The organism is Celeribacter neptunius, assembly GCF_900113955.1.
In the GTDB taxonomy this organism is placed as follows: domain Bacteria; phylum Pseudomonadota; class Alphaproteobacteria; order Rhodobacterales; family Rhodobacteraceae; genus Celeribacter; species Celeribacter neptunius.
In genome coordinates, this window is sequence record NZ_FORH01000001.1 from 931,647 (window position 1) to 955,133 (window position 23,487).

Sequence of the window (23,487 nt, forward strand, 5' to 3'; positions counted from 1 at the left end):
CAAGCCTGAAAAAGGCGCCTGATAAGGAGGACGGGGGGCCCGTCGCCAACGAGTAACAGGGGGTTTATCTCATGAAAAAAATTCTCACGGGTGCAATGGCACTGACACTGCTCGCCTCGACCGCGTTCGCGGGGGGCTATTCGGAACCGATGATGGAAGAACCGGTCATCGTCGAAGAGGCTTCCACCTCCTCCGCCGGAGGCTGGGTGGTGCCGCTGCTCTTGATCGCGCTGGTGGCGGTTGCCGTCTCCGGCAGCAGCGACTCCGCAGCCGCTCCGGCTGTGATGGATTACTGAGCCGACACGGTCATCCGGACCACCATCCTGACGAGAAGGAACGGCCCCACGCGGGCCGTTTTTTTTGTCTTAAGGCTAGCCGAACATCTGTTGCAGATCGACGCTCGCATTCGTACCGAGATCATCGAAATGCGCGGCGAGAAAGCGGTCACAGGCGTCCCGCCCCGCCTCTTTCATCCGCGACAGCAACAAAGGTGAGGGCACCATTTTCGTTGTCGCCGAGAGCTCCCGCATCAGATCGTCATCGGCGATCATATGCACCAACACGTCCTTCATCGCCCCTTCCGGCAAACGGTGTTCGGCGATCAGGTCGCGCACGAATTGCACCGCACGCAACTCCCGCAACAGCGAGGAGTTGAACGAGATCTCGTTGATCCGGTTCTGGATCTCTTCCGGGCTTTTCGGCGTGCCGGGACGTTCCAGAGGGTTGATATTGACGATCACCACATCCTGGGGAAACTGCGGCTCGAACAGCGGAAACAGCGCCGGGTTGCCGGTATAGCCGCCATCCCAATAGGGATCGGTGATGCCGGTCTCGGGATCGGTGATCTGCACCGCCTGAAACAGCTCCGGCAGGCAGGCCGATGCAAGGATGACATCGGTCGTCACATCGCCATCCGTGAACACCCGGATCTTGCCGGTGCGCACATTGGTGGTGGAGATGAACAGCGCCGGGCCGTCCGTGGCACAGAGCGCTTCATAGTCGAAATTCTCCACCACTGCTGCCAGCGGGTTCTGATAGAACGGCCCGTAGACATAGGGGCTGGTGAGGGTCGCGATCGAGTCGAGAAACGGCATCGAGGCGCGCATCATCCCCGCCACCACGGCGGTGGCCGGGCCGAACTGGCTCATCCAAGCGTCGAGCCGCATGTCCGAGACCGCGCCCATGTCTTCCCAGAGCGCATCGAGCGTTTTCTTGGCCTCGTCGCGCCCGCCACGGGTCAACCCGGCGGCCAGCGCCGCGCCGTTCAGCGCGCCCGCTGATGTGCCGGAGATCGCGGCGATCTCGACCTCTTCATGTTCCAGGAGCCGGTCCAGAACACCCCAGGTGAAGGCGCCATGCGCGCCGCCACCCTGAAGCGCCAGGTTGATCCGCTTGACGTTCTTCCTTGTTTTCGGATGTGTCTTTGGATGTGTCTGCGGGCGTTTGGCCATGACCGGCTCCCCTCGTCTGATGGATCTCCCTTGCGGCCTTGGCTCAGAGCGCGGTCCAGCCGCCGTCGACGGAGATCGTCGTGCCGGTGATCTGATTGGCCGCCGAAGACGCCAGGAAGACACAGGTGCCGCCCAATTCCTCGACCGTGGCGAATTGCTTTGACGGTTGCCGCTCCAGAAGCACCTCACGGATCACGGTCTCGCGGTCCATGTTGTATTTCTTCATCGTGTCGGGGATCTGTTTCTCGACCAGCGGCGTGAGCACATAGCCCGGGCAGATCGCGTTGCAGGTGATCGGTTCCTCGGCGGTCTCCAAAGCCGTCACCTTGGTCAGCCCGACGACGCCATGCTTGGCCGCCACATAGGCGGATTTAAAGGGCGAGGCGGTGAGGCCATGGGCGGAGGCGATGTTGATCACCCTGCCCCAGCCCGCCTTGCGCATCACCGGCAGCGCCGCCGCGGTGGTGTGAAAGGCCGAAGACAGGTTGATGGCGATGATCGCATCCCATTTCTCGACCGGGAATTCATCGATCCCGGCGACATATTGGATGCCGGCATTGTTGACCAGAATATCGCAGGCACCGGCTTTCTCGATCAGGGCTCGGCATTCGTCGCCCTTCGACATATCGGCCTTGATATAGCGCGCGGTGACGCCGAATTCCTTGCCGATCTCCTCGGCCAGCGCGTGATCCTCGTCGCTGTCGGTGAAGGAGTTCAGCACCACATCGGCGCCGGCCTTGGCCAGTTCGCGCGCCACCCCAAGCCCGATCCCCGAGTTCGACCCGGTGATCACGGCGGTTTTCCCGTTCAATGTCATGATAATCTCCTCTTCGCTATGCCCACAACTTAGATGCTGCGGCTGCAAATCAAAGAGAGAATCGCTTCACGAAGGCGAGAATCGCTCTCACGATCCCATGATCGAGATCAGAGATGGTTTCCATTGTGACTGTTTGAAAGGCATTTGAGCCAAGCCTGCTTGGCTTTCCGCATGAAATTCAACCAAAAAAAACGCCCGCACAAGGCGGGCGCTGAGTTATTGAGGCAGGTTTCATACAGGCAAGAAACCTATCGAGCAGTGATTACTTTATACGCGCTTCCTTGCCGCACTCCAAGCTAAAAGTTTGAAAACACAGTTCCGTCGGCGTAGGTTCGGCAGAAATAACAAGATGGGCGGAGGCACCCTTTCGATCATGGCATATCTGACTTCCCGGAGTTTCAAAAGAAGCGCTGCGACTTTGGCGCTTCTCATCGCCAGCAATGCCGCTTTTGCCGCGCCGCAATATGGCCTGGCCATGTATGGCAATCCCGAACTTCCGGCCGATTTCACCGCCCTGCCCTATGTCAATCCGGAGGCCCCCAAGGGCGGTGCGATCGTCACCGGCGAAGGCGGCACATATGACAGCCTCAACCCGTTCATCCAGAAAGGCAACGCCCCCTGGCAGCTGCGGTTTCTGATGGCCGAGGGACTGATGGGCCGGGCGTTTTCCGAACCTTTCTCCCTCTATTGCCTGCTCTGCGAGACGGTCGAGACCGATCCCGACCGCAGCTGGGTCGAGTTCACCCTGCGGCCGGAGGCGAAATTCTCCGACGGGACGCCGGTGACGGTCGAGGATGTGATCTGGTCATTCGAGACTCTGGGTACCGAGGGCCACGGCCGCTATGCCGCGCTCTGGGGACAGATCGAAACGCTGGAACAGACCGGCCCGAACAAGGTCAAATTCAGCTTCAACGTGGAAAACCGCGAGCTGGCACTGCTCGTCGCGATGCGGCCGATCCTCAAGAAAGCCTATTGGGACGACAAGGATTTTACCCAGTCCGGTATGGATCAGATCCCGGTCACTTCGGCCCCTTATGTCGTGAGCAAGACCGAACCGGGCATGTATCTCGAACTCACCCGCAATCCCGATTACTGGGGCAAGGATCTGCCCTTCATGCGTGGTCAGGCGAATTTCGACACCATCCGGTTCGAATATTTCGCTGATCCCTCGCTGGTGATCGAGGCGTTCAAGGCGGGCGAGCTGAATGCGCATCGCGAATTCAATGTCCAGACCTGGGAAGAGCAATATGACTTCCCCGCCGTGACCCGTGGCGACGTGATCAAATCGGTGATCCCGCATCAACGCCCGACGGGCATGACCGGCTTTGCGATGAACGCCCGCCTGCCGCAATTCGCCGATTGGCGGGTGCGCCAAGCGATGATCGAGGCGTTCAATTTCGATTATATCAACGAGGCCCAGACCGAGAACAAACAGACCCGGATCACCTCGTATTTCTCCAACTCGCCGCTGGGCATGCGCCCCGGCCCGGCCGAGGGCAAGGTGCTGGAGCTCTTGGCCCCCTATCGCGACCAGCTCCTGCCCGGTGTGCTCGAAGGCTATGAATTGCCGCAGACCTCGGGCCGCGAGCTGGACCGCGGCGCCATGCGCCGGGCCTTGAAACTGATGGAAGAGGCCGGTTGGACCGTGCAGGACGGGGCGATGAAAAACGCCGCCGGTGCGCCTTTCACCTTCGAAATCGTCCTCAAGGTCGGCGATGATGAAAATCAATCGATCATCGACACTTACACGCAGATGCTCAAGCAACTTGGCATCGATCCGAAGATCTCCGTCGTCGACAAGGCGCAATATACCCAGCGGATGGAAACATTCGATTTCGGCATGACCCCGGTGCGCTATGGCCTGTCCCTAAGCCCCGGCAACGAGCAATATGCCTATTTCGGAGAGGCGGCCGCCGACACGCCCGGCTCGCGCAACATCGCGGGCGTCAAGGACCCGGTGGTGGATGCGATGATCGCCAGGATGCTGGATGCCACGGACCGCGAAGGCTCGCTGGCCGCCACCCGGGCGCTGGACCGCTTGCTCACCGCCGGGCGCTATGCCATTCCTCTCTACGCGTGGAATGAAAGCTTCGACGCGCATGTGAAAGAGCTGCATTATCCGACGCCCCTGCCGCTCTACGGCGATTGGATCATGTGGCGGGAAATGACCTGGTACTGGGAAGAATAACCCTTAAAGAAACGGGAAGAATGACCATGAGAAAAGCAGCAGTCGCCCTCCTCCTCACCCTCGCCCTGACGTCCACTCTGGCCTCCTGCGGCACCGTCGCAGGCGTTGGCGAAGACATCACCGGCGCGTCGCGCACGGTTCAGGGCTGGTTCTGAGCCGATGCTGACACGGCTCGCCCTGATCGGCCTCGTGAGCCTCGCGCTCACGGGCTGCGCCGTCGCCCGGACCGGGGTGAAAGCCACCACAGGTGTGGTCAAGACCACCGGCAAAGCGGTGTTCTGAGCAGGTTTCTCGGGGCGCGATGCATGCCGCCATATGCCGGCACAGAGTCTCTAGGGGACGTTCAGAACTTCGCGCATCCGCCCGGAATAGCAACGCAGTTGCCCGGGCGTGCGGTCATGCTGAAAGCATGCCTCCGGCATGACGCGTCCCCGCGGTCGGGCGCATTTGTCATCCCCGTGCAACGGATTGATCTTGATCGGCTTTGGCGAACATAAATCGCCGACCACAGAGATCGGATGCGCCAGCCCACGGTCCGGCGCACGCCCTCATGTCAGACATCGCCAAGGTTCCCTCCGCCCCGCAAACCGGCCCCGCACAGACCGCGCCGCTTATCCCAGCGACGTCACCCAGAGGATCGTCGCATCTTCGGCGCTGACCGAGATCACGTTATGGCCCATCGAGGCGTCATAATAAGCGCTGTCGCCGCGGCGCATCTCGACCGGTTCGTAGAATTCGGTGATCAGCTTGATGACGCCCGTGAGCACATAGAGGAACTCCTCGCCATCATGGCGCACCCAGCCGTCGAATTCCTCGAAACTGCGGGCCCGGATCGTGGCGCGATAGGGAAGCATGGATTTCTTGGTCAAAGCGCCCGCGAGCATCTCGTGCTCATAGGTCGCCGTCGGATGGGCCGCGCCCTCGCCCGATTTCGTCACCGCCATCCGGCCGGAGATCTGCGCCTTTTTCGGCGGGGTGAACAACTGCGGCACCGAGATTTCCAGACCCACGGCGAGCTTTTTCAGCGCATCATAGGTGGGCGACATCTGGCCGTTCTCGATCTTGGACAAAGTCGAACGCGCCAGCCCGGCCTGTGTCGCCGCCTGTTCCAGCGTCCAGCCGCGTGCCTTGCGCAAATCCCGCACCCTGAGGCCGAGATCGAGCGGCCGCGCCTCCTCTGGCGCGCCCTCGGCGCCTTCACGCGCCAGTCTGATCAGGCTGGGTGTCTTTTGATCCTCGTCCATGCGCCCTTGTAGCGCGCAGTCCGGCGACATGAAAAGGCAAAAGAAAACCCCCGGATGCTGTTCATCGCATCTTCGGGGGCTCTTTGGGGCAGGATGGGTCTGGGGGGACTGCTCGCAGGTGTGCCTGCCCTAATGCTGCGCCGGACCACTGTCTTGGCCCGCGGCTTGTTTCAGTCGATCTTCATTCGACGGGCGGCAACTCGCCGGTAAGGAATTCCAGCTCGCTCAGCCCGCCGGTCACGGACTGTCCGACGACAAATCTGTCGAGCGCGCCACCGGCGATTGCCAGCGCGGCCACAAGCCCGAGACCCAAGGTCGCGATCGGAAGCCGCATGCGGTGACGGAAACCGGCCGGATCGAGCGGCGCATGGGGGGCGCGCCCCTGATAGCTCGCCTGAAAGCTCGTAAGATGCGTTTTAACCTGTGTGGACATGGCGGTGACCCTATCGAAACTGAATAAATGACATCGTTGCAGTGATTTAACCACGGTTTTCCTGGCCCGTCACGGCGCGCGGCTTGCAACAATTCCAGCCCGATCTATGGGTGCAAAGCAGTGAATAAATGATGAACACAGCCAGAACACCCCGAATTTGCAAACTTGCAAACCCAGGCAAAACACAAGATATGGGTCAATGAGAACATCGGGATTATCCAAGAAAGTGAAGCAACGGAACGTTTTCCTTATTTCGCCCTTCCTGCTCCGCACACAGATCGGTTAGAAAACGCGACAATCTCATGTCACGACCGCTGATCGCGACACACCGATCACGACACAGCCGCCCAACGCACGCCCAGGAGACGCGCATGATCACCCTCGACATTTTCCACGATCCGATCTGCCCCTGGTGCTACATTGGCAAGACCCGGCTCGATCGCGCATTGGAGGCCCGGCCGGATCATCCGTTCGCGATCCAATGGCACCCGTTCCAGCTCAACCCGAGCATGCCGCCGGAAGGCATGGAGCGGCTCGCCTATCTCGAGGCGAAATTTCATGGCACCGAAGGCGCGATGAAGGCCTATCAGCCGATCGTCGAGATCATGCATCGGGAAATGCCCGATGTAGACCTCGGCAAGATCACCCGCACGCCGAACACGCTTGACGCCCACCGGCTGATCCATTGGGCCGGCATCGAGGGGCGCCAGACCGCCGCCGTCTCCGCCCTGTTCCGCGCCTATTTCAAGGAAGGCCGTGACATCGGCTCCCGCGATGTTCTGGCCGAAATTGCCGGCACGCTCGACATGGACGCCGCCGCGATCCGCCGGGTGCTCGACACCTCTTCCGATGTCGATGAGATCCGCCGCCGCGACCGTCACGCCCGCGACCGCGGGGTGAATGCCGTGCCGCTGTTCATCATCGCCAACCAGCATGTGGTCGAGGGCGCGCAGCCGACCGAGCTCTGGCTCAATGTCATCGACGAGCTGAGCGGCCATAACCCGCTCTAGAGCCGCGCCGCGAAAACCGCCGCCCCACCCGCCGGAACCAGGTCTCGCTCTGTGCATTCACGCAGAGGCGCTGCCCGCGACTGGCAACTGGTCAAACTCGCGCCCTGCCCCTAGGCTCGCCGCGCCTTCCTTATGAATGAGATTTCCCGATGCCGCGCCGATTGCCGCAATTTGAATTTACCGTGCTTCTCGCCCTGCTCTTCGCCACGGTCGCCTTTTCGATCGATGCCATGTTGCCGGGCCTGCCGCAGATCGCCGCGGACCTGACCCCGGATGATGTCAATCGCGCCCAGCTCGTGCTGACTGCCTTTGTCTTTGGCATGGGGTTTGGCACGCTGATCTCCGGCCCGATCTCCGATCACTTCGGTCGCAAACCTATCATTTTGACCGGGCTTGGATTCTACATCATTGGCGCAGTGGTCGCCGGCCTGTCGAATTCCATGGAAATGATGTTGCTCGGGCGCGCCATTCAGGGATTTGGCGGGGCCTTCCCCCGCACCGTCGGGATCGCCATGGTCCGGGACCTCTACGAAGGTCGGGAAATGGCGCGGATCACCTCTTTCGTCATGACCATCTTCATGCTCGCGCCAGCGGCCGCGCCCTCGATTGGCGCACTGATCATTGCGCATTTCAGCTGGCACGGCATCTTCGGCGCCTTCGTCCTCGTTGGCCTCACCGGCGCCGCCTGGCTCGGCCTGCGCCAGGGCGAGACCCTGGACCCTGACAATCATCGACACCTCAACCGGGCCGACCTCTCCGCCGGGGTGCGCCAAGTACTCGGCAATTACAACGTGCGGATCTACACGCTGATCCTGACCCTGGGCTTCGCCCAGATGTTCTCGATCCTCTCCTCGGTGCAGCAGATCTATGACGAGACCTACGGTCTGGGCGAAAGCTTCCCCTATTGGTTCGGCGCCACCGCCCTCATTGCCGCGATCAGCGCCATTCTGAACGGCATGCTGGTGACCAGGCTCGGCATGCATTTCATGATCCGGCTGGGCTTCAGCATTTCGCTCATCGCCTCCACGCTCGCCGTCGCACTGAATCTCGCCGGCGTCGCCATTGGTCAGTTTGGATTTGTGGTGTTCTTTCTGTGGTCTGTGGCAATGTTCTTCATCAACGCTTTCACCTTTGGCAACCTCAACGCTCTGGCGCTGGTGCCACTCGGACGCCTGGCCGGGCTGGCCAATTCGGTGATCGGAGCGCTGTTCACCATGGGATCGGTGCTGATCGCCGCGCCGGTGGGGCTGGCCTTCAACGGCACGCCGATCCCGGTGATGACGGCGGGCATCATCTGTTCCGGTCTGGCATTGCTGCTGTTCCGACTGGAGCGCAAGGACGGCTGACCTGGCGGCTCACCGAAGGTCCGGCTTGCGGGGTGAAGGGGGCGCCCGAACAAAGTGCCCTCGTGGCGTGAAACAAGGCGAAGCCGCCCCTACCCGACCCCACAAATCTTTGAATTAGGAGAGGCTTACGCGCCACTCTTCGCGTGCTTTGCGAGATCTTGCGCGACCGAATAGGCGCCCTTGATCCGATCCGAGCTTTTTTTCCAGTCCCGGCGGATGATGATCTTGTTGTCCTTCACCTTGGCCAGACCTTTCTGGCCATGGATAAACTCCACCAGCCCGGCCGGATTGGGGAATTTGTCGTTGTGGAACTGGATCGTGACGCCTTTCGGGCCACCGTCGAGCCGGGCAATGCCCGCTTCGCGACATTTCTCCTTGATCCGAACAACGAGCAGCAAGGTATTGACCTCTTTCGGCAATTTTCCGAACCGGTCGATCAGCTCGGCGGCAAAGCCTTCGAGCTCCACCTTGGTGTGAAGCCCCGAGAGCCGGCGATACAGGCCGAGCCGCACATCGAGATCAGGCACATAGGTCTCGGGGATCAGAACCGGCACGCCGAGATTGATCTGTGGCGCCCACTGCCCGTCATCCTCGAGCGTGACGGATTCTTCGCCGGATTTGATCCGGGCAATCGCCTCCTCGAGCATGCTCTGATAAAGTTCAAAACCGACCTCTTTGACATGGCCGGATTGCTCCTCGCCCACGAGATTACCCGCACCCCGGATGTCAAGATCTTGAGACGCAAGGGTAAACCCCGCCCCCAGGGTATCGAGAGAGCCCAGCACGCGCAGCCGCTTTTCCGCCTGCGGTGTCAGCGGCGCGCGGGGTTTCGTGGTCAGATAGGCATAGGCGCGAGTCTTGGCGCGCCCGACCCGGCCGCGGATCTGATAGAGTTGCGCCAGGCCGAACATATCGGCGCGATGCACCACCATAGTGTTGGCGGTCGGAATGTCGATGCCGCTCTCGACAATCGTGGTGGCCAGAAGCACATCGTATTTGCCGTCGTAAAAGGCGTTCATCCGATCATCGAGCTCGCCCGCCGCCATCTGGCCATGCGCCACCACATGGCTGAGCTCCGGCACCTGATCCTTCAGGAATTCCTCGATCTCCGGAATGTCGCTGACACGCGGCACGACGAAGAAGCTCTGCCCGCCGCGATAATGTTCGCGCAAAAGTGCCTCGCGGATGGTCACGCTATCGAATTCCGAGACATAGGTGCGGATCGACAGCCGATCGACCGGTGGCGTGCCGATGATGGACAGATCCCGCACCCCGGTCAGAGACATCTGCAGCGTGCGCGGGATCGGCGTGGCGCTCAGCGTGAGCACATGAATGTTGGATTTGAGCGTCTTGAGGCGCTCTTTATGGGTCACGCCGAAACGCTGTTCCTCATCGACAATGAGCAGGCCGAGATTGTTGAACTTCACCGCCTTGGCGAGAAGCGCGTGGGTGCCGACGACGATATCCACCGTACCTTCGGCCAGTTCCTCGCGGGTCTTCGCCATATCCTTTGCTGAAACAAAGCGCGACATCGGTCTGATATTGATCGGAAATCCACGGAAGCGCTCGGCGAAGCTGCGGAAGTGCTGGCGTGCCAGCAGCGTCGTCGGCGCAATCACCGCCACCTGCGCGCCGGAAAGCGCCGCGACAAAGGCCGCGCGCATCGCCACCTCGGTCTTGCCAAAGCCCACGTCGCCACAGACCAGCCGGTCCATCGGCATGCCGCGATCGAGATCGTCGAGACAATCCTCGATCGCCTTCAATTGATCCTCGGTCTCGGAATAGGGAAAGCGGGCGCAGAAGGCCTCCCACATATCGTCCGGCGGCTCCATGATCGGCGCCTTGCGGATATGGCGCTCCGCGGCGATGCGGATGAGCTTTTCCGCCACCTCGCGGATGCGTTCCTTCATCCGGGCTTTCTTGGCCTGCCAGGCGCCGCCGCCCAATTTGTCCAGGAGCCCTTCGTCATGGCCATAGCGGCTCAGAAGCTCGATATTCTCCACCGGCAGGTAGAGCCGGTCGCCCCCGGCATATTCCAGCAGCAGGCATTCATGCGCCGCACCGAGTGCTGTGACCACCTCGAGCCCGCGGAAAATCCCCACCCCATGTTCGACATGGACGATGAGATCGCCGGGGCTGAGCGAACTGTGCTCTGTGAGGAAATTTTCCGCCTTCTTGCGCCGCCCCGGGCGGCGGATGAGCCGGTCGCCCAGCACATCCTGTTCGGAGATCACCGTAACCGACTGGCCGTCGCCCATCGGCGCTTCAAATCCCTGATCCAGCGCCCAGACCGCGAGATAGGCGCCCCCCGCGCCCTCGGGCACGTCGCGCCAATCAGAGATCTCGGTCAGCCCGGTGACGCCTTCGTCCTCGAGCAGCGATTTCAACCGGTCCCGCGCGCCCTCGGACCAGGACGCCAGAACCACCTGACCAAGCTCACGTCGCTTGCCAAGATGTCCGGCCAACTCTTCGAAAAGATTGACGCCTTCCATCTGGCGCTCTGGCGAGAAATTGCGTCCGACACGGCCGCCCGCGTCGAGAACGCCGGGGCCGGAGGCCTGTGGCAGCGGGTGGAAATGAATGACACGACGGTCGGCAATGGCTGCCTCCCAGGCGGCATCGTCGAGATAGAGCAGCTCCGGCGGACAGGGTTTGTAGACCGAGTCCAGCCGCCCCTTGGCTTTCAGCGCTTCGCGCCGGGTCTCATATTGGTCGACGATCCCGTCCCAACGTGAGAGCCGCGCCGCAGTCGATTGATCATCCAGAGAAATCACCGCTCCGGGAAGATAATCGAAAAGCGTGTCGAGCCGGGCATGGAAATACGGCAGCCAATGTTCGGCGCCGGCATGTTTGCGCCCGGCAGAGACCGCCTCGTAGAGCGGATCGTCGGTGCCCGCCGCGCCGAACTCGATCCGGTAATTCTGTCGGAACCGGGCAATCGACGCCTCGTCGAGAATGACCTCGGAGACCGGGGTGAAACTCACCTCCTTGAGCGTGTCGACCGTCTTCTGGCTCGCCGGATCGAACCGGCGGATGCCATCCAGTTCATCGCCGAAGAAATCCAGCCGCACCGGCAACGCCTGCCCCGGCGGAAAAACATCGATGATGCCGCCGCGAATGGCATAATCGCCATGCTCGACCACGGTCGGCGCCTGGGTAAAGCCCATGCGGACAAAAAACGCCCGCAGTTCCGCCTCGTTGACACGCTGGCCCTTGCTCAGTGTAAAAGCCGCCTCGGCGAGCACATCCTTGGCCGGAATACGCTGGGTCGCGGCGGATAATGTGGTGAGCAAGACGAAATTTTTCGGAACCGTACCATGCGCCAGCGCAGCGAGCGTCGCCATGCGCGCGGCCGAAAGATCGGCATTTGGCGACATCCGGTCAAAGGGCAGACAATCCCAGGCCGGGAACTCGATCACCGGCAGATCGGGGGCGAAAAACCGCAACCCGTCGCGCAACGCCGCCAGACGTTTGTCGTCGCGCGCCACATGGACCACCGGCCCGTCGGCGCGGCGGACCTCACGGGCCAGCAAATGCGCGTCAAACCCCTCGGGCGCGCCGCCGAGTGTCAGATGCCCCGCCTGTGCCATAGGTCAGCCCCCCAGAGGTCCTGTGACGATATTCTGATACATGCCCCACATGGCGGTGACAAAAATCGAGATAAGGCCGATGAACTGGACGTAAAACCGGTGACGGCGCAGCTCGGAGACCAGAAACTCGCCCTTTGGCGCCTCGGTGGCGATCTTGCGTGCGGTGCGGATGTTGAGCGCGCCCACCAAGAGCATCGGGAAGCCGATCAGGAACAGCGCCTGGGCCAATTCCACCCCGTAAACGAACCCGGTCATGCCCAGAATGGTGATCACCGCCCCGGCCAGCGCGGTCAGCATCAAGCCCGAGACCTCGGCGATATTCAACAGCCGCCCGATGTTGATCCGCACCAGATCCTCGAGATCCGTCATGCGTTCGCCGCCCTGACGTTTGGCCCTGAGCGCCAGATCGAAGGGCACGCCCAACACGAAATGCGAGGCGGTGGACCAGACCACGGCCAGCGCGATCCAGTACCACATGTTCGAAAAGGACCGGGTATCGATCACTTCGAATAGGGTTTGGTAAATATCCAAAGCACTGCTCTTTTCTTCTTCGCCCCTGGTTGCCCGAGGTGGGCGGGGCCGTCTTTCAATCCGACAGATCGATCCTGTTGGTCCTGTGGCTGATATCAGAATCCGGGAGCCGCTGCCGAGGGGCATATTCGCCCACAGGTGACTGCGGCTGTGCGCAGATTAGAGGCCCCGGGTGCCGATTCCCACCCTTGATGATCACGACAATCCATGCCACCTCAGAGAAAAGAAGGCAAACCGAGGCTGATGTCATGACCCGAACCACCGCTTCCTTCCCGCTCACCCGCCTGCGCCGTCCGCGCAAGATGGAAGCCCTGCGGGGGCTGGTGCGTGAAAACGCGCTCTCGATCGAAGATCTGATCTGGCCAGTTTTCGTGCGCGAAGGCACCAATGACGCCACCCCGATCGCCTCGATGCCCGGGGTCGAGCGGCTGACCATCGACCGGCTGGTCCGCGCCGCCGTCGAGGCCCATGAGCTGGGTATCCCGGCGATCTGCCTGTTCCCCTATATCGAGCCGGAACTGAAGACCGAGGATTGCGCCGGGGCCTGGAACCCGAACAACCTCGTCAACCGCGCCATTCGCGCGATCAAGGCCGAGGTGCCGGAGCTCGCCATTATGACCGATGTGGCGCTCGATCCTTACAATATCAACGGTCACGACGGGTTCGTGGTCGATGGCGAGATCGTCAACGACATGACCGTCGAGGCGCTGGTCAAGATGTCCGTGGCCCAGGCCGAGGCCGGCGCAGATATCATCGGGCCGTCAGATATGATGGACGGTCGGATCGGCGCCATTCGCCGGGCCTTGGAGACCGACGGGCATTCCAATGTCACGATCATGTCCTATGCCGCGAAATATGCCTCCGGCTTTTACGGACCGTTCCGCGATGCGGTCGGCGCGTCGGGGGCTTTGAAAGGCGACAAGAAGACCTATCAGATGGACCCGGCCAATTCCAACGAGGCGCTGCGCCTCATCGAACGCGACCTGATGGAAGGCGCGGATATGGTGATGGTCAAGCCGGGCATGCCCTATCTCGACATCTGCCGCCGGGTGCAGGACCGGTTCGGCGTGCCGACCTTCGCCTATCAGGTCTCCGGCGAATACGCGATGATCATGGCGGCGGTGCAAAACGGCTGGCTCGATCATGAAAAAGTGATGATGGAGAGCCTGATGTGTTTCAAACGCGCCGGCTGCAACGGCATCCTCACCTATTTCGCCCCGGCGGCGGCAAAGCTGTTGAAGAACGGCTGACCGAAAACCGGGATGTCTGCTCTGAGGGACGGAGTAGACGTTCCTAATTTTCGGGGGGCTCAAGCCGCGACAAGTCTGCCCGTGGGATGGCGCTTAAACTGCTGTACGCAGCACTTTATGCCTCAGAATACTTCTTATTTGTGAGGTCATTGCGCGGCTTGAGTGCGCCAGCCCGCCGGGACGGGCAGGCGCAGGCGCGGCGGCTTCGCCTTGTCCCGCGCCCAAAAAACGAACATCCCCAAAGGGCTCTCTCGCGACTTTGCGCTGATTTTCATCAGCCTCAAATCGCTCTCGGCCCGATGTTCCAACGCGGCGCTCTGCCGAAACCCGCCAGTTCCGCCGCGCTGTCGCTTTCACGGTGACAGGGCTTGCGATATGCGGTTATAGTCCGTGCCAGATACGGGCCGTGACAGAGAGCCCGACAAATGAGGCAACGAAGGCGCCGGAGCGCGCCACAGCAGTAAAAGGGCTTTATCCCAATGACAAAACCCATGACGAAACCCAGGACGGTTTCCAATCGCCGGACCTTCATGATCGGTCTCGGGAGCGCCGGGCTTCTGGCCGCCTGTGACAATTCCATGCGCTCCAATGGCGCGGCGACGATCGACGCGCGGGTCGATGCGACGCTCAATCATCTCTATAGCGAATATCCCGGCACCACGACGCTGCGCGACAAATCCGTCGGCATGCTGGTGATGCCGCTGATCACCAAGGCGGGCTTCGGCGTCGGCGGTTCCTATGGCCGTGGCGCCCTGCGCGTCGGCGGCGTCACCGTCGATTACTATTCCTCGACCCAGGCCACCTTCGGCCTTCAGATCGGCGCCCAACAATATGCCCATGTGCTGTTCTTCATGACCAATGAGGCACTCGCGGGTTTCCGCAATTCGCCGGGCTGGTCCGCGGGCGCAGATCTCGAATATGCGATTTCCAACCGCGGGGAAAACCTCACCGCCGAGACCCTGACCTCGCTGTCGCCGGTGATCGCCGTGGTGTTCGGTCAGGCCGGTCTGATCGCGGGCGCCACCGTCGAAGGCACCAAATACAGCCGCATCATCCCCTGATGATTGCGCCATCAGGTAAAGAATAAGAAAAGCGGGGCAAGCCCCGCTTTTTACTTGAGAATTTCGGACATGAAGGGGCGCACTCAGCCCCTAGGGCACCGCCTCTTCGAGCACCCCGTCCGCCGACATCTGGGCGTAGAGCAGCCCTTCGCGCAGCCCCCGATCCGCCACCGACAGACGATCGGTCGGCCAGACCCTGAGAAGCGCCTGCAGAATCGCGGCGCCCGACATGATCAGCTCTTGCCGGTCGCGCCCGATGCGCGGGTCGCGCTTGCGCCCTTCGGGGCCCAGCGTGAGATAATCGCGGATCACCCGGTCGATCTGCTCGGAAGTCATCCGCAGACCATCGACCTTGTTCCGGTCATAGCGCCGCAAGCCCAGATGCGAGGCCGCCACCGTGGTCACCGTGCCGGAGGTGCCGATGATCTGGAACCCCTCGCGATTGGGCTCATTGGCATAGGGGGTGAAATCGGCGAGCTTCTCCTCGAAGAACCAGGACATCAGCGCGAAGCGCGCCGCGTCATCCTCGACATCCGAGAATTGCTCCATCAGCGTCGCGACCCCCAGCGGCACGGAGATCCAGTCGACCACCTTGGCGTGGGGAAACGGGCTGTCGGCATTCTTGAACCCGGTGTGCAGCCGCATGATCGCGCGCGGTCGCTCGGCGCGCGGCACGTTCGAGAGATCGATCCAGACCAACTCGGTCGAGCCGCCACCGATATCCACCACAAGAAGCTGTTCGGTCTTGGTGGACACCAGAGGGGCGCAGGAGATCACGGCGAGCCGCGCCTCTTCTTCGGGCTTGATGATCTCGAGCTTCAGCCCCGTCTCGCTTTGCACCCGGCGCAGGAAATCACGGGAATTGCGGGCCCGGCGACAGGCTTCGGTCGCCACCAGCCGCATATGTTTGACCTCGTGTTTCTCGAGTTTCCTCCGACAGACGCGCAGCGCCTGAATCGTCCGCGAGATCGAGCTGCGGCACAGCCGGCCAGAGGCCTCGAGCCCGTTGCCGAGCTGCACGGATTTGGAAAAACTGTCGATCACATGGAACTGGCTGCCCTTCGGCTGGGCAATCAACATGCGACACGAATTGGTACCGAGATCCAGCGCAGCGTAAAGCTCCGCCGGGTCGGCAAGTTTAGGCGCGGGGGGCTCGACCGCTTTCGGGAACGCGCCCGCACCTTTGGGACGCTTGGGCGCCATCAGTCACGCCCTCCATTTTCAAGTTATCCCCAACATAAGCGGAAACCCGCGCGTCCGGCAAGAGGGTCTGATTGCGCTCACGATCACCTTTCGCTGAACGCGGCCAATCCCCCGCGCCCGCGCGCTCGATCCGCAGTCCCGAGCCCCTGCGCAGGGCCAGGCGCTCATGATCTTGTTGAGAATTTTTCCAACTGCGCACCCTTCCCTGCGCCGGCCCTTTCTTTTATGCGTTCCGGGATGAATTTCCTGCTATGAGCGTGACATGTCCGAACTGACCATCATCTATTGGCGCGATATCCCGGCCCAGGTCCGGGTTGGCCGTGGCCGTCGCGCGGCGCGCGCGGTTCTGCCCGAACGGTTCGAACAGGCGATCGACCGGGTGGCGATGAAGATCGGCGCCACCGATGGCGATGCTTACATGGCCGAATGGCGCGACGTGGTGGAAGAGACCGGGCTTGCCGGGCAAGAGGCCGCCGATGCCCGCGCCGCCGCGCTCGACGCCGCCTATGACAAAGAGCGCCTGATCGCGCTGGTGAACAATGAGGGCCGTGAGGCCGAATAAAGGACGAGATCCATGACCCGTACCGTTATCGAGAGCAAAAGCAAGACCGTGGTGATCGGCTTTGACGAGCCGTTCTGCGTCATTGGCGAGCGGATCAACCCGACGGGCCGCAAGAAGCTCGCCGCCGAACTGGAGCTGGGCGATTTTTCCACCGTCGAGCGTGACGCGCTCGAACAGGTTGCCTGCGGCGCCAATGTGCTCGACATCAACTCCGGCGCGGTGTTTTCCAACAAGATGGCCGAGGACCCGCGCTACGCCGACAACAATTTCGTCGAACCGCCTCTGATGGCCGAACTTGTGGCCCGGGTGCAGGCGATTGTCGACGTGCCGCTTTGCATCGACAGCTCGGTGCCCGATGCGCTGGAAAAAGGGCTTGAGATGGCCGAGGGCCGTCCGCTCCTGAACTCGGTCACCGGGGAAGAAGAGCGGCTCGAGCGCGTGTTGCCGCTGGTCAAAAAATACAACGTGCCGGTGGTGGCGATCTCCAACGATGACAGCGGCATTTCCGAAGACCCGGATGTGCGCTTCGAAGTGGCGAAAAAGATCGTCCAGCGCGCGGCTGACTTTGGTATTCCGGCGCATGACATCGTGGTCGACCCGCTGGTCATGCCGATCGGCGCCATGGCCACCGCCGGGCAGCAGGTCTTCACCCTCGTGCGGCGCCTGCGCGATGAGCTTGGCGTCAACACCACCTGCGGCGCCTCGAACGTCTCCTTCGGTCTGCCGCATCGTCACGGCATCAACGCCGCCTTCCTGCCGATGGCCATCGGCGCCGGCATGACTTCGGCGATCATGAACCCGGTACGGGTGCAAGAGATGGAGGCGATCCGCGCCGCCAACCTGCTGATGAACCATGACCCGGACGGCACCAAATGGATCGGTTTCTCGCGCATCGCCGATGCCGTGGCCGAGGGTTCGACCTTTGCCGAGGCCGCGAAAGCTTCGCAATCGGCGGGCGCCGGGGGCGGTCGGCGTGGCGGCGGGCGTCGTCGTCGCGGTTGAGCCGGAACCACACCTGAGTATAGGGAGCACGTCATGGCGAAGCTGATCGCATTCAACAAGCCGTTCGACGTGCTCTCACAATTCACCGATAAGGGCACCGAAGGCTCGCCCCGGCGCACCTTGTCGGATTTCATTGACGTGCCAAAGGTCTACCCGGCGGGCCGTCTGGATCGCGACAGCGAGGGGCTTTTGCTGCTGACCGATGATGGCAAGCTGCAAGCCCGGATCGCCAATCCCCGTCACAAGATGGAAAAGACCTATCTGGCGCAGGTTGAGGGCGATCTGACGGAAGAGGCTTTGGTCAAGCTTCGGCAAGGTGTCGAGCTGAAGGACGGCATGACCCGCCCTGCCCGCGCCCGCCGAGTTGACGAACCCGACTGGCTCTGGCCGCGCAATCCGCCGGTGCGCTACCGCAAATCGGTGCCGGAGAGCTGGCTGGAACTGGTGATTTCCGAAGGCCGCAACCGTCAGGTGCGCCGGATGACGGCCGCCGTGGGATTTCCGACCCTGCGGCTCATTCGCCTCTCGATCGGGCCCTGGAGCCTTGATGGGCTCGAGAATGGTGCCTGGCGCGAGGACGATCCGAACAAAGCCCGCGATCCGCAGAGAGCGAGAAAACAGAGATGAGCAGCGAAACCTCGGCAAAAGATCCTCTCGTCATTTTCACCCCCTCCGGCAAACGTGGACATGTTTCTGCGGGCACGACCGTGTTGCAGGCCGCGCGTGATCTCGGTGTGGACGTGGACTCGGTCTGCGGTGGCCACGGGATCTGCTCGAAATGCATGGTGCGGCCCAGCTTTGGCGATCATTCGAAACATGGCATCCACGCCGACGCAGAAGCACTCAGCCCGGTGAATGCGGTGGAACGCGCCTTTGACGAGAAACGCGGCATCAAGCCCGGCCATCGCATGAGCTGTCAGGCGCGGGTTCTGGCCGATGTGGTCATCGATGTCCCGGCCGAAAGCCAGGTCCACAAGCAAGTGGTGCGCAAGGCCGCCACCACCCGTGTGATCGAGATGGATCCGGCGACCCGCGCGCTTTATGTCGAGGTGGTTCCCGCCGATATGCACACGCCCACAGGCGACTGGGAACGGGTGCAGGAGGAGCTGAAGACGAGCTGGCAGGTCGAGAATATCGCGATTTCTCTGGCCATGCTGACCAAGCTGCAAACCGCGCTGATCAATGGCAAGAATGCCATCACGCTTGCGCTGAACTCGGCGCATGACGGGGCTTCGAAAGTGGTGGGTGTCTGGCCGGGCTTCCACGAACCTGCACTTTACGGGCTGGCGGTCGATCTGGGCTCCACCACCGTCGCTGCCCATCTCACCGATCTCACCACCGGCGAGGTCAAGGCCTCAGGCGGGGTGATGAACCCGCAGATCCGCTTTGGCGAAGATCTGATGTCGCGCGTCTCCTATGCGATGATGAACCCGGATGGCGCCGCCGAGATGACCAAGGCGGTGCGCGAGGCGCTCAATCAATTGGCCGCGGAGCTGGCCGACGAAGCCGGGATCGCGCCCGAGGATATCTTTGAAATCGTGGTGGTGATGAACCCGGTGATGCATCACCTGCTTCTGGGTCTCGATCCGGTGCCTTTGGGCCAGGCGCCCTTCGCACTCGCCACCAATGCGGCCCTAGATCTGCCCGCCTCCGACATCGGCCTGAGCCTCGCCGCCGAGGCGCAGGCCTATATCCTGCCGCTGATCGCCGGGCATGTGGGCGCGGATGCCGCTGCCGTCGCGCTCTCGGAGGCGCCGCAGAAGCAAGACCCGCTCACTCTGATCGTCGATGTCGGCACCAATGCCGAGATCCTTCTGGGCAACAAGGCCCGGGTTCTGGCCTGCTCTTCGCCCACCGGTCCGGCCTTTGAGGGAGCGCAGATCAGCTCCGGGCAGCGCGCGGCCAATGGTGCGATCGAGCGGATCGAGATCGACCCGGTGACCAAGGAGCCGCGGTTCCGGATCATTGGCGTCAAACAATGGTCGGATGAGCCGGGGTTCGACAGAAAGATCGGCCGCACCGGGGTCACCGGCATTTGCGGCTCCGGAATCATCGAGGCGGTGGCGGAAATGCGCATGGCCGGCGTGCTCGACGCAAACGGTCTCATCGGCGGGCCCGAGGCCACCGGCACGACACGCTGTCGCGCCACCGGACGGACCTATGAATATGTGATCTATGATGGTTCGGCGCAGGGCGGGCCGGTCATCACCGTCACCCAGGGCGATATCCGCGCCATCCAGCTCGCCAAATCGGCGCTTTATGCCGGCGCCCGGCTATTGATGGACGAATTCGGCGTCGATACGGTGGATCGCGTGGTGCTCGCCGGGGCCTTCGGGGCGCATATCTCGCCGAAACACGCCATGGTTCTGGGCATGATCCCGGATTGCCCGCTGGAGCATGTGACAAGCGCCGGAAATGCCGCCGGCACGGGAGCGCAGATCGCGCTTCTGAACCGGGCCTCACGGCGCGAGATCGAGGCGCTCGTGCATGAGATCACCAAGGTCGAAACCGCCATCGAGCCGCGGTTTCAGGAGCATTTCGTCAATGCCAATGCCCTGCCCCATGCCACCGACCCGTTCACCGGGCTCAGGGAGCTCGTGCCTCTGCCGGAGGTGAATTTCAACGCCGGAGAGACCGGTGGCGGCGGGCGGCGGCGGCGGCGCTGAGGCGCTTTTGCACCAGATCTCCGTATCCCGGATTTCCGCATCATGGTGCTTGACCTCCCGCGCAGCTTTGACTACCTAATGCCTCACCCTGAGCGGGTATGGTGAAAAGGTATCACGGCAGCTTCCCAAGCTTTAGTTACGGGTTCGATTCCCGTTACCCGCTCCAATCAATCCAACAGTTTCGACCTCCGGATGAAGCCTCTGGGCGCGATCGCCTGTCTGCACCGTCAGCGCGGCGCCTCGGGCATGGCGCGCGCCGGTTTGCGCCGTCGCGCCACCTTGAGCATACGTTGAAACTCTGGACAGGAGAAATGGTCCGCCTGCGGGCAATGCGCCGTATGCCGCACCATCTGGGCCAGAGACATCAACCGCGTCGCCAGGTTTTCGATTTCATCGGCGCGCGCCTCCAACCTTTGCCGGTCGATCCGGATCTCTCCCTCCGGCGAGATCCAGTCGCGAATCTCATCAAGGCTGAACCCGGCCCATCGCGCGAGACTGATGGCGTCGAGCGTGTCGAGCACCTGTCTCTCGAACAGGCGCCGCAACCCGCGTCGGCCGATCGAGTGGATCAGTCCCTTTTCTTCGTAATAGCGCAGCGTCGAGGCCGGCAGGCCGCTCTGTTTTGCGACCTCTGAAATATCGAGAAACATGGGCTTGACCTCAAGTCGGCTTGAATTGGCAGGATGGTCGCCCGAAACAACAGAAGAAAGCAATGCAAATGATTGATCTGACATATGTGACCGATGCCGTACTGATCGGTGCGGGCGCGACTTTGGTCATGGATCTGGTGGCGCTGGTGCGCCGCCATGTCTGGGGGATTCCGGCGCTCGACTATGCGCTGGTCGGTCGCTGGGCGCTGGCGATGCGACAGGGACAGTTTGTCCATCGCACCATTCTTGCCACCCCTCCGGCACGAGGCGAGATCCCGCTGGGCTGGGCCCTGCACTATCTGATCGGCATCGGCTTTGCCGCCGTTCTGCTCGAACTCCTCGGGACCGGCTGGCGGGACCTGTCGGTCATTGATCTGCTCTGGCCCGCGCTACTCACCGGCGTCGCCTCGGTCCTGGCGCCCTATCTGATCCTGCAGCCGGGGTTCGGCTTTGGCATCGCCGCGGCGCACACCCCGAAACCCGCTCTGGCCCGTTGGCGCAGCCTGGTCGCGCATCTCTCCTTCGGTCTTGGCCTGTTCCTGACCGCGCTGATCTGGCGACTGCTGCGCCCGGACATGTGACGCAGGGTTTCGCTGGGCTTGTCCCGTCCGAGCCACTAGGCCGGGGCCAAAGGGAGGGACATCATGACCACAGATTTTCTGAGCATCGCGCAGGCGGCACTGGCCGACCGGCTCAAGGGCGAACACTTCGAGAAATCCGTCTCCTTGCGGATCAAGGAGGTCGGCAATCTGGTGATCAAAGGGGATACGGCCGAGATTTCCGACGACCGCGCCGATTGTGCCATCATCGCCGATCAGCCGACCTTCGAAAAGATCCTCAAAGGCGAGCTGAACCCGATCAAGGCGGCAATGTTCGGCAAGCTCAAGATCGCCGGCGACGCCAAGACGGCGATGAAATTCGGCGGCTTGTTCGGCTGAGCGACGGGCCGCGCCCCCAAAAGGGCGCATTGCGGGACGGAACGAAAGGTCGCGGGGGCTGTCGCCAAAGGTGACAAAGCGGCCTGCAGGAGGGCTCCCGACGCCTCATCGGCGCCCCGAGCTGAATGATCTGTCCCCCGCAGGTCTGCCGCCTCTTGCGCTGGCGCCCCGGCGTCCCCATAACCTATCGCATGACTGAGACCTCTCCCCTGCTCGACCCCGCTCTTCTGGATGCCGCATTCTGGATCACCGCCGCTGCGATTGCCGCATTGCTGATCCTGTCGGCGTTTTTCTCCGGCTCGGAAACCGCCCTCACCGCCGCCTCGCGCGGCAAGCTGCGCTCCCAGGCCGACAAGGGGGAAAAAGGCGCCGAACGCGCGCTCAATGTCACCGAGGACAGCGAGCGGCTCATTGGGTCTGTGCTTCTGGGCAACAACCTCGTCAATATTCTCGCCACCTCGCTGGCCACCGCATTGTTCACCAAGCTCTTTGGTCAGAACGGCGTGGCTCTGGCGACATTGGCGATGACCGTGCTGGTGCTGATTTTCGCCGAGGTTCTGCCCAAGACCTACGCGATCACCAATCCCGAGACCGCCGCCGCGCGTGTCGCCGGGCCGATCTCGCTCGTGGTCACGGTGTTCGCCCCGGTGGTCGGTTTCGTGCGCCTTCTGGTGCGTGGTATTCTGCGGCTCTTTGGGGTCGAGACCGATCCCGAGGCCGATGTTCTGGCGGTGCGCGACGAAATTGCCGGTGCCATTGCGCTGGGCCATGTCGAGGGCGTGGTGGAGAAGGAAGACCGCGACCGTTTGCTTGGGGCGCTCGATCTGGGCGACCGCACCGTCGAGGAAATCATGTTGCACCGCTCGCAGATCGAAATGGTCGATGTCGACCTCCCGGCTTCCGAGATTCTCGAACGCTCGCTGAAAAGCCCCTATACCCGGCTGCCGCTCTATCGCGACGACCCGGAAAACATCGTCGGCGTGTTGCATTCCAAGGATCTCCTGCGCGGCATGCATGCCGAACGCACGGCGCATGAGCATGAGGCCCCGCATATGCTCGTGGATTTCCACGATTTCGACGTCATGGCCGTGGCGATGAAACCCTATTTCGTGCCCGAGACCACCACGCTCGACGATCAGATGCGGCAATTCCTGAAACGCCATACCCATTTCGCCCTGGTGGTCGATGAATATGGCGCGCTTCAGGGGTTGATCACGCTCGAGGATATTCTCGAGGAGATCGTCGGCGAGATCACCGATGAGTTCGATCGCTCCGAGGCCGCGCCGAAGCAGTCGGGCGAGACCGGCGAATGGGAGGTCGACGGCGGCATGACGATCCGCGATTTCAACCGCTGGACCGACTGCTCCCTGCCCGATGAAGAGGCCAATACCATGGCCGGTCTGGTGATCCACGAGGCCCAGACCATCCCCAATCCGGGCCAGGTGTTTTCCTTCCACGGCTATCGTTTCGAAGTGGTCTCGCGCAAGGACAACCGCATCACCAAATTGAAAATCCGGCCGCTGACCGAAAGCTGAAGGCGAACCC

The 23,487-nt window shown here is 62.2% G+C and carries 23 protein-coding genes and 1 tRNA gene; 16 read left to right on the plus strand and 8 right to left on the minus strand.

Translation table 11 applies throughout. From position 1 onward, the window contains the following. Positions 1–71: 71 nt before the first annotated feature. Positions 72–296, plus strand: a complete 225-nt coding sequence (locus BM151_RS04560) for a hypothetical protein (protein ID WP_090058122.1) — start codon at positions 72–74, stop codon at positions 294–296. 75 nt (positions 297–371) lie between these two features. Here the strand turns inward: BM151_RS04560 and BM151_RS04565 are convergent, their stop codons facing one another. Together BM151_RS04565 and BM151_RS04570 are read right to left on the minus strand one after the other, a co-directional pair. Beyond that, on the minus strand, positions 372–1,451 hold the full coding sequence (locus tag BM151_RS04565) for a patatin-like phospholipase family protein (protein WP_090058127.1): 1,080 nt from the start codon (positions 1,449–1,451) through the stop codon (positions 372–374). Between the two features lie 43 nt (positions 1,452–1,494). Beyond that, on the minus strand, positions 1,495–2,268 hold the full coding sequence (locus BM151_RS04570; protein WP_090058132.1) for a 3-hydroxybutyrate dehydrogenase: 774 nt from the start codon (positions 2,266–2,268) through the stop codon (positions 1,495–1,497). Positions 2,269–2,641: 373 nt separating this feature from the next. On the opposite strand from BM151_RS04570, the gene BM151_RS04575 reads away from it, so the two are divergent. Genes BM151_RS04575 through BM151_RS21940 form a run of 3 tightly spaced genes read left to right on the plus strand, consistent with a single transcriptional unit; the run spans position 2,642 to position 4,738 of the window. Next, positions 2,642–4,456: an extracellular solute-binding protein gene (locus BM151_RS04575; protein ID WP_090059195.1), complete on the plus strand. Its 1,815-nt coding sequence runs from the start codon at positions 2,642–2,644 to the stop codon at positions 4,454–4,456. 26 nt (positions 4,457–4,482) lie between these two features. After that, positions 4,483–4,611, plus strand: a complete 129-nt coding sequence (locus BM151_RS04580; RefSeq protein ID WP_143093036.1) for an entericidin EcnA/B family protein — start codon at positions 4,483–4,485, stop codon at positions 4,609–4,611. A gap of 4 nt (positions 4,612–4,615) precedes the next feature. Then, entirely contained in the window at positions 4,616–4,738 is a 123-nt protein-coding gene (locus BM151_RS21940) for a hypothetical protein (RefSeq protein WP_281245289.1), read from the plus strand. A 329-nt stretch (positions 4,739–5,067) separates the two neighbouring features. Here BM151_RS21940 and BM151_RS04585 read toward each other — a convergent pair whose 3' ends face one another. Next, positions 5,068–5,700 carry a helix-turn-helix domain-containing protein gene (locus BM151_RS04585; protein ID WP_177213020.1) on the minus strand — a complete coding sequence of 211 codons (633 nt, stop codon included), beginning with the start codon at positions 5,698–5,700 and terminating at the stop codon, positions 5,068–5,070. Between the two features lie 181 nt (positions 5,701–5,881). Next, positions 5,882–6,133 carry a hypothetical protein gene (locus BM151_RS04590; RefSeq protein ID WP_090058144.1) on the minus strand — a complete coding sequence of 84 codons (252 nt, stop codon included), beginning with the start codon at positions 6,131–6,133 and terminating at the stop codon, positions 5,882–5,884. A gap of 371 nt (positions 6,134–6,504) precedes the next feature. On the opposite strand from BM151_RS04590, the gene BM151_RS04595 reads away from it, so the two are divergent. Both BM151_RS04595 and BM151_RS04600 read left to right on the plus strand, forming a co-directional pair. Beyond that, entirely contained in the window at positions 6,505–7,143 is a 639-nt protein-coding gene (locus BM151_RS04595) for a DsbA family oxidoreductase (RefSeq protein ID WP_090058149.1), read from the plus strand. Between the two features lie 149 nt (positions 7,144–7,292). Further along, on the plus strand, positions 7,293–8,489 hold the full coding sequence (locus tag BM151_RS04600) for a multidrug effflux MFS transporter (RefSeq protein ID WP_090058154.1): 1,197 nt from the start codon (positions 7,293–7,295) through the stop codon (positions 8,487–8,489). A 125-nt stretch (positions 8,490–8,614) separates the two neighbouring features. On the opposite strand, the gene mfd is transcribed toward BM151_RS04600, so the two are convergent. Together mfd and BM151_RS04610 are read right to left on the minus strand one after the other, a co-directional pair. Next, complete coding sequence (mfd, locus tag BM151_RS04605) at positions 8,615–12,079, minus strand: transcription-repair coupling factor (protein ID WP_090058158.1); 3,465 nt, start codon at positions 12,077–12,079, stop codon at positions 8,615–8,617. A gap of 3 nt (positions 12,080–12,082) precedes the next feature. After that, positions 12,083–12,610: a component of SufBCD complex gene (locus tag BM151_RS04610; RefSeq protein WP_090058161.1), complete on the minus strand. Its 528-nt coding sequence runs from the start codon at positions 12,608–12,610 to the stop codon at positions 12,083–12,085. A gap of 248 nt (positions 12,611–12,858) precedes the next feature. On the opposite strand from BM151_RS04610, the gene hemB reads away from it, so the two are divergent. Together hemB and BM151_RS04620 are read left to right on the plus strand one after the other, a co-directional pair. After that, positions 12,859–13,860: a porphobilinogen synthase gene (gene hemB, locus BM151_RS04615; protein ID WP_090059196.1), complete on the plus strand. Its 1,002-nt coding sequence runs from the start codon at positions 12,859–12,861 to the stop codon at positions 13,858–13,860. 491 nt (positions 13,861–14,351) lie between these two features. Beyond that, positions 14,352–14,921, plus strand: a complete 570-nt coding sequence (locus BM151_RS04620; protein WP_090058166.1) for a lipid-binding SYLF domain-containing protein — start codon at positions 14,352–14,354, stop codon at positions 14,919–14,921. 90 nt (positions 14,922–15,011) lie between these two features. Here the strand turns inward: BM151_RS04620 and BM151_RS04625 are convergent, their stop codons facing one another. Then, positions 15,012–16,124 carry a Ppx/GppA phosphatase family protein gene (locus BM151_RS04625; RefSeq protein WP_090058169.1) on the minus strand — a complete coding sequence of 371 codons (1,113 nt, stop codon included), beginning with the start codon at positions 16,122–16,124 and terminating at the stop codon, positions 15,012–15,014. A gap of 262 nt (positions 16,125–16,386) precedes the next feature. Here BM151_RS04625 and BM151_RS04630 point away from each other — a divergent pair, with 262 nt between their 5' ends. The 5 genes from BM151_RS04630 to BM151_RS04650 all read left to right on the plus strand — a co-directional run bounded on the left by BM151_RS04630 (position 16,387) and on the right by BM151_RS04650 (position 20,520). Beyond that, on the plus strand, positions 16,387–16,686 hold the full coding sequence (locus BM151_RS04630) for a virulence factor (protein WP_090058174.1): 300 nt from the start codon (positions 16,387–16,389) through the stop codon (positions 16,684–16,686). A gap of 12 nt (positions 16,687–16,698) precedes the next feature. Beyond that, on the plus strand, positions 16,699–17,688 hold the full coding sequence (locus BM151_RS04635; RefSeq protein WP_090058177.1) for a methyltetrahydrofolate cobalamin methyltransferase: 990 nt from the start codon (positions 16,699–16,701) through the stop codon (positions 17,686–17,688). Positions 17,689–17,721: 33 nt separating this feature from the next. Continuing rightward, positions 17,722–18,315 carry an rRNA large subunit pseudouridine synthase E gene (locus BM151_RS04640; protein ID WP_090058181.1) on the plus strand — a complete coding sequence of 198 codons (594 nt, stop codon included), beginning with the start codon at positions 17,722–17,724 and terminating at the stop codon, positions 18,313–18,315. Further along, a complete protein-coding gene (locus tag BM151_RS04645; RefSeq protein WP_090058185.1) occupies positions 18,312–20,354 on the plus strand; it encodes an ASKHA domain-containing protein in 2,043 nt (680 codons plus the stop codon). Before BM151_RS04640 ends, BM151_RS04645 begins: the two co-directional genes overlap by 4 nt. A 92-nt stretch (positions 20,355–20,446) precedes the next feature. Beyond that, positions 20,447–20,520, plus strand: a tRNA-Gly gene (locus BM151_RS04650). A 61-nt stretch (positions 20,521–20,581) separates the two neighbouring features. Here the strand turns inward: BM151_RS04650 and BM151_RS04655 are convergent. Further along, on the minus strand, positions 20,582–21,004 hold the full coding sequence (locus BM151_RS04655) for a helix-turn-helix domain-containing protein (protein WP_090058188.1): 423 nt from the start codon (positions 21,002–21,004) through the stop codon (positions 20,582–20,584). A 68-nt stretch (positions 21,005–21,072) separates the two neighbouring features. Here BM151_RS04655 and BM151_RS04660 point away from each other — a divergent pair, with 68 nt between their 5' ends. From BM151_RS04660 to BM151_RS04670, 3 genes are all read left to right on the plus strand, one after another. Continuing rightward, positions 21,073–21,585, plus strand: coding sequence for a DUF2938 family protein (locus BM151_RS04660; RefSeq protein ID WP_090058192.1), 513 nt, complete (start codon positions 21,073–21,075; stop codon positions 21,583–21,585). Positions 21,586–21,648: 63 nt separating this feature from the next. Next, complete coding sequence (locus BM151_RS04665; protein ID WP_090058196.1) at positions 21,649–21,942, plus strand: SCP2 sterol-binding domain-containing protein; 294 nt, start codon at positions 21,649–21,651, stop codon at positions 21,940–21,942. 191 nt (positions 21,943–22,133) lie between these two features. Then, positions 22,134–23,477, plus strand: coding sequence for an HlyC/CorC family transporter (locus BM151_RS04670; protein WP_090059197.1), 1,344 nt, complete (start codon positions 22,134–22,136; stop codon positions 23,475–23,477). Positions 23,478–23,487: the final 10 nt, after the last annotated feature.

Excerpts from the sequence above, each read along its gene's own strand:
- BM151_RS04560 (WP_090058122.1), top strand. The coding sequence starts at position 72 with ATGAAAAAAATTCTCACGGGTGCAATGGCACTGACACTGCTCGCCTCG.
- BM151_RS04565 (WP_090058127.1), bottom strand. The coding sequence starts at position 1,451 with ATGGCCAAACGCCCGCAGACACATCCAAAGACACATCCGAAAACAAGG.
- BM151_RS04570 (WP_090058132.1), bottom strand. The coding sequence starts at position 2,268 with ATGACATTGAACGGGAAAACCGCCGTGATCACCGGGTCGAACTCGGGG.
- BM151_RS04575 (WP_090059195.1), top strand. The coding sequence starts at position 2,642 with ATGGCATATCTGACTTCCCGGAGTTTCAAAAGAAGCGCTGCGACTTTG.
- BM151_RS04580 (WP_143093036.1), top strand. The coding sequence starts at position 4,483 with ATGAGAAAAGCAGCAGTCGCCCTCCTCCTCACCCTCGCCCTGACGTCC.
- BM151_RS21940 (WP_281245289.1), top strand. The coding sequence starts at position 4,616 with ATGCTGACACGGCTCGCCCTGATCGGCCTCGTGAGCCTCGCGCTCACG.
- BM151_RS04585 (WP_177213020.1), bottom strand. The coding sequence starts at position 5,700 with ATGGACGAGGATCAAAAGACACCCAGCCTGATCAGACTGGCGCGTGAA.
- BM151_RS04590 (WP_090058144.1), bottom strand. The coding sequence starts at position 6,133 with ATGTCCACACAGGTTAAAACGCATCTTACGAGCTTTCAGGCGAGCTAT.
- BM151_RS04595 (WP_090058149.1), top strand. The coding sequence starts at position 6,505 with ATGATCACCCTCGACATTTTCCACGATCCGATCTGCCCCTGGTGCTAC.
- BM151_RS04600 (WP_090058154.1), top strand. The coding sequence starts at position 7,293 with ATGCCGCGCCGATTGCCGCAATTTGAATTTACCGTGCTTCTCGCCCTG.
- mfd (WP_090058158.1), bottom strand. The coding sequence starts at position 12,079 with ATGGCACAGGCGGGGCATCTGACACTCGGCGGCGCGCCCGAGGGGTTT.
- hemB (WP_090059196.1), top strand. The coding sequence starts at position 12,859 with ATGACCCGAACCACCGCTTCCTTCCCGCTCACCCGCCTGCGCCGTCCG.
- BM151_RS04620 (WP_090058166.1), top strand. The coding sequence starts at position 14,352 with ATGACGAAACCCAGGACGGTTTCCAATCGCCGGACCTTCATGATCGGT.
- BM151_RS04625 (WP_090058169.1), bottom strand. The coding sequence starts at position 16,124 with ATGGCGCCCAAGCGTCCCAAAGGTGCGGGCGCGTTCCCGAAAGCGGTC.
- BM151_RS04630 (WP_090058174.1), top strand. The coding sequence starts at position 16,387 with ATGTCCGAACTGACCATCATCTATTGGCGCGATATCCCGGCCCAGGTC.
- BM151_RS04635 (WP_090058177.1), top strand. The coding sequence starts at position 16,699 with ATGACCCGTACCGTTATCGAGAGCAAAAGCAAGACCGTGGTGATCGGC.
- BM151_RS04640 (WP_090058181.1), top strand. The coding sequence starts at position 17,722 with ATGGCGAAGCTGATCGCATTCAACAAGCCGTTCGACGTGCTCTCACAA.
- BM151_RS04645 (WP_090058185.1), top strand. The coding sequence starts at position 18,312 with ATGAGCAGCGAAACCTCGGCAAAAGATCCTCTCGTCATTTTCACCCCC.
- BM151_RS04655 (WP_090058188.1), bottom strand. The coding sequence starts at position 21,004 with ATGTTTCTCGATATTTCAGAGGTCGCAAAACAGAGCGGCCTGCCGGCC.
- BM151_RS04660 (WP_090058192.1), top strand. The coding sequence starts at position 21,073 with ATGATTGATCTGACATATGTGACCGATGCCGTACTGATCGGTGCGGGC.
- BM151_RS04665 (WP_090058196.1), top strand. The coding sequence starts at position 21,649 with ATGACCACAGATTTTCTGAGCATCGCGCAGGCGGCACTGGCCGACCGG.
- BM151_RS04670 (WP_090059197.1), top strand. The coding sequence starts at position 22,134 with ATGACTGAGACCTCTCCCCTGCTCGACCCCGCTCTTCTGGATGCCGCA.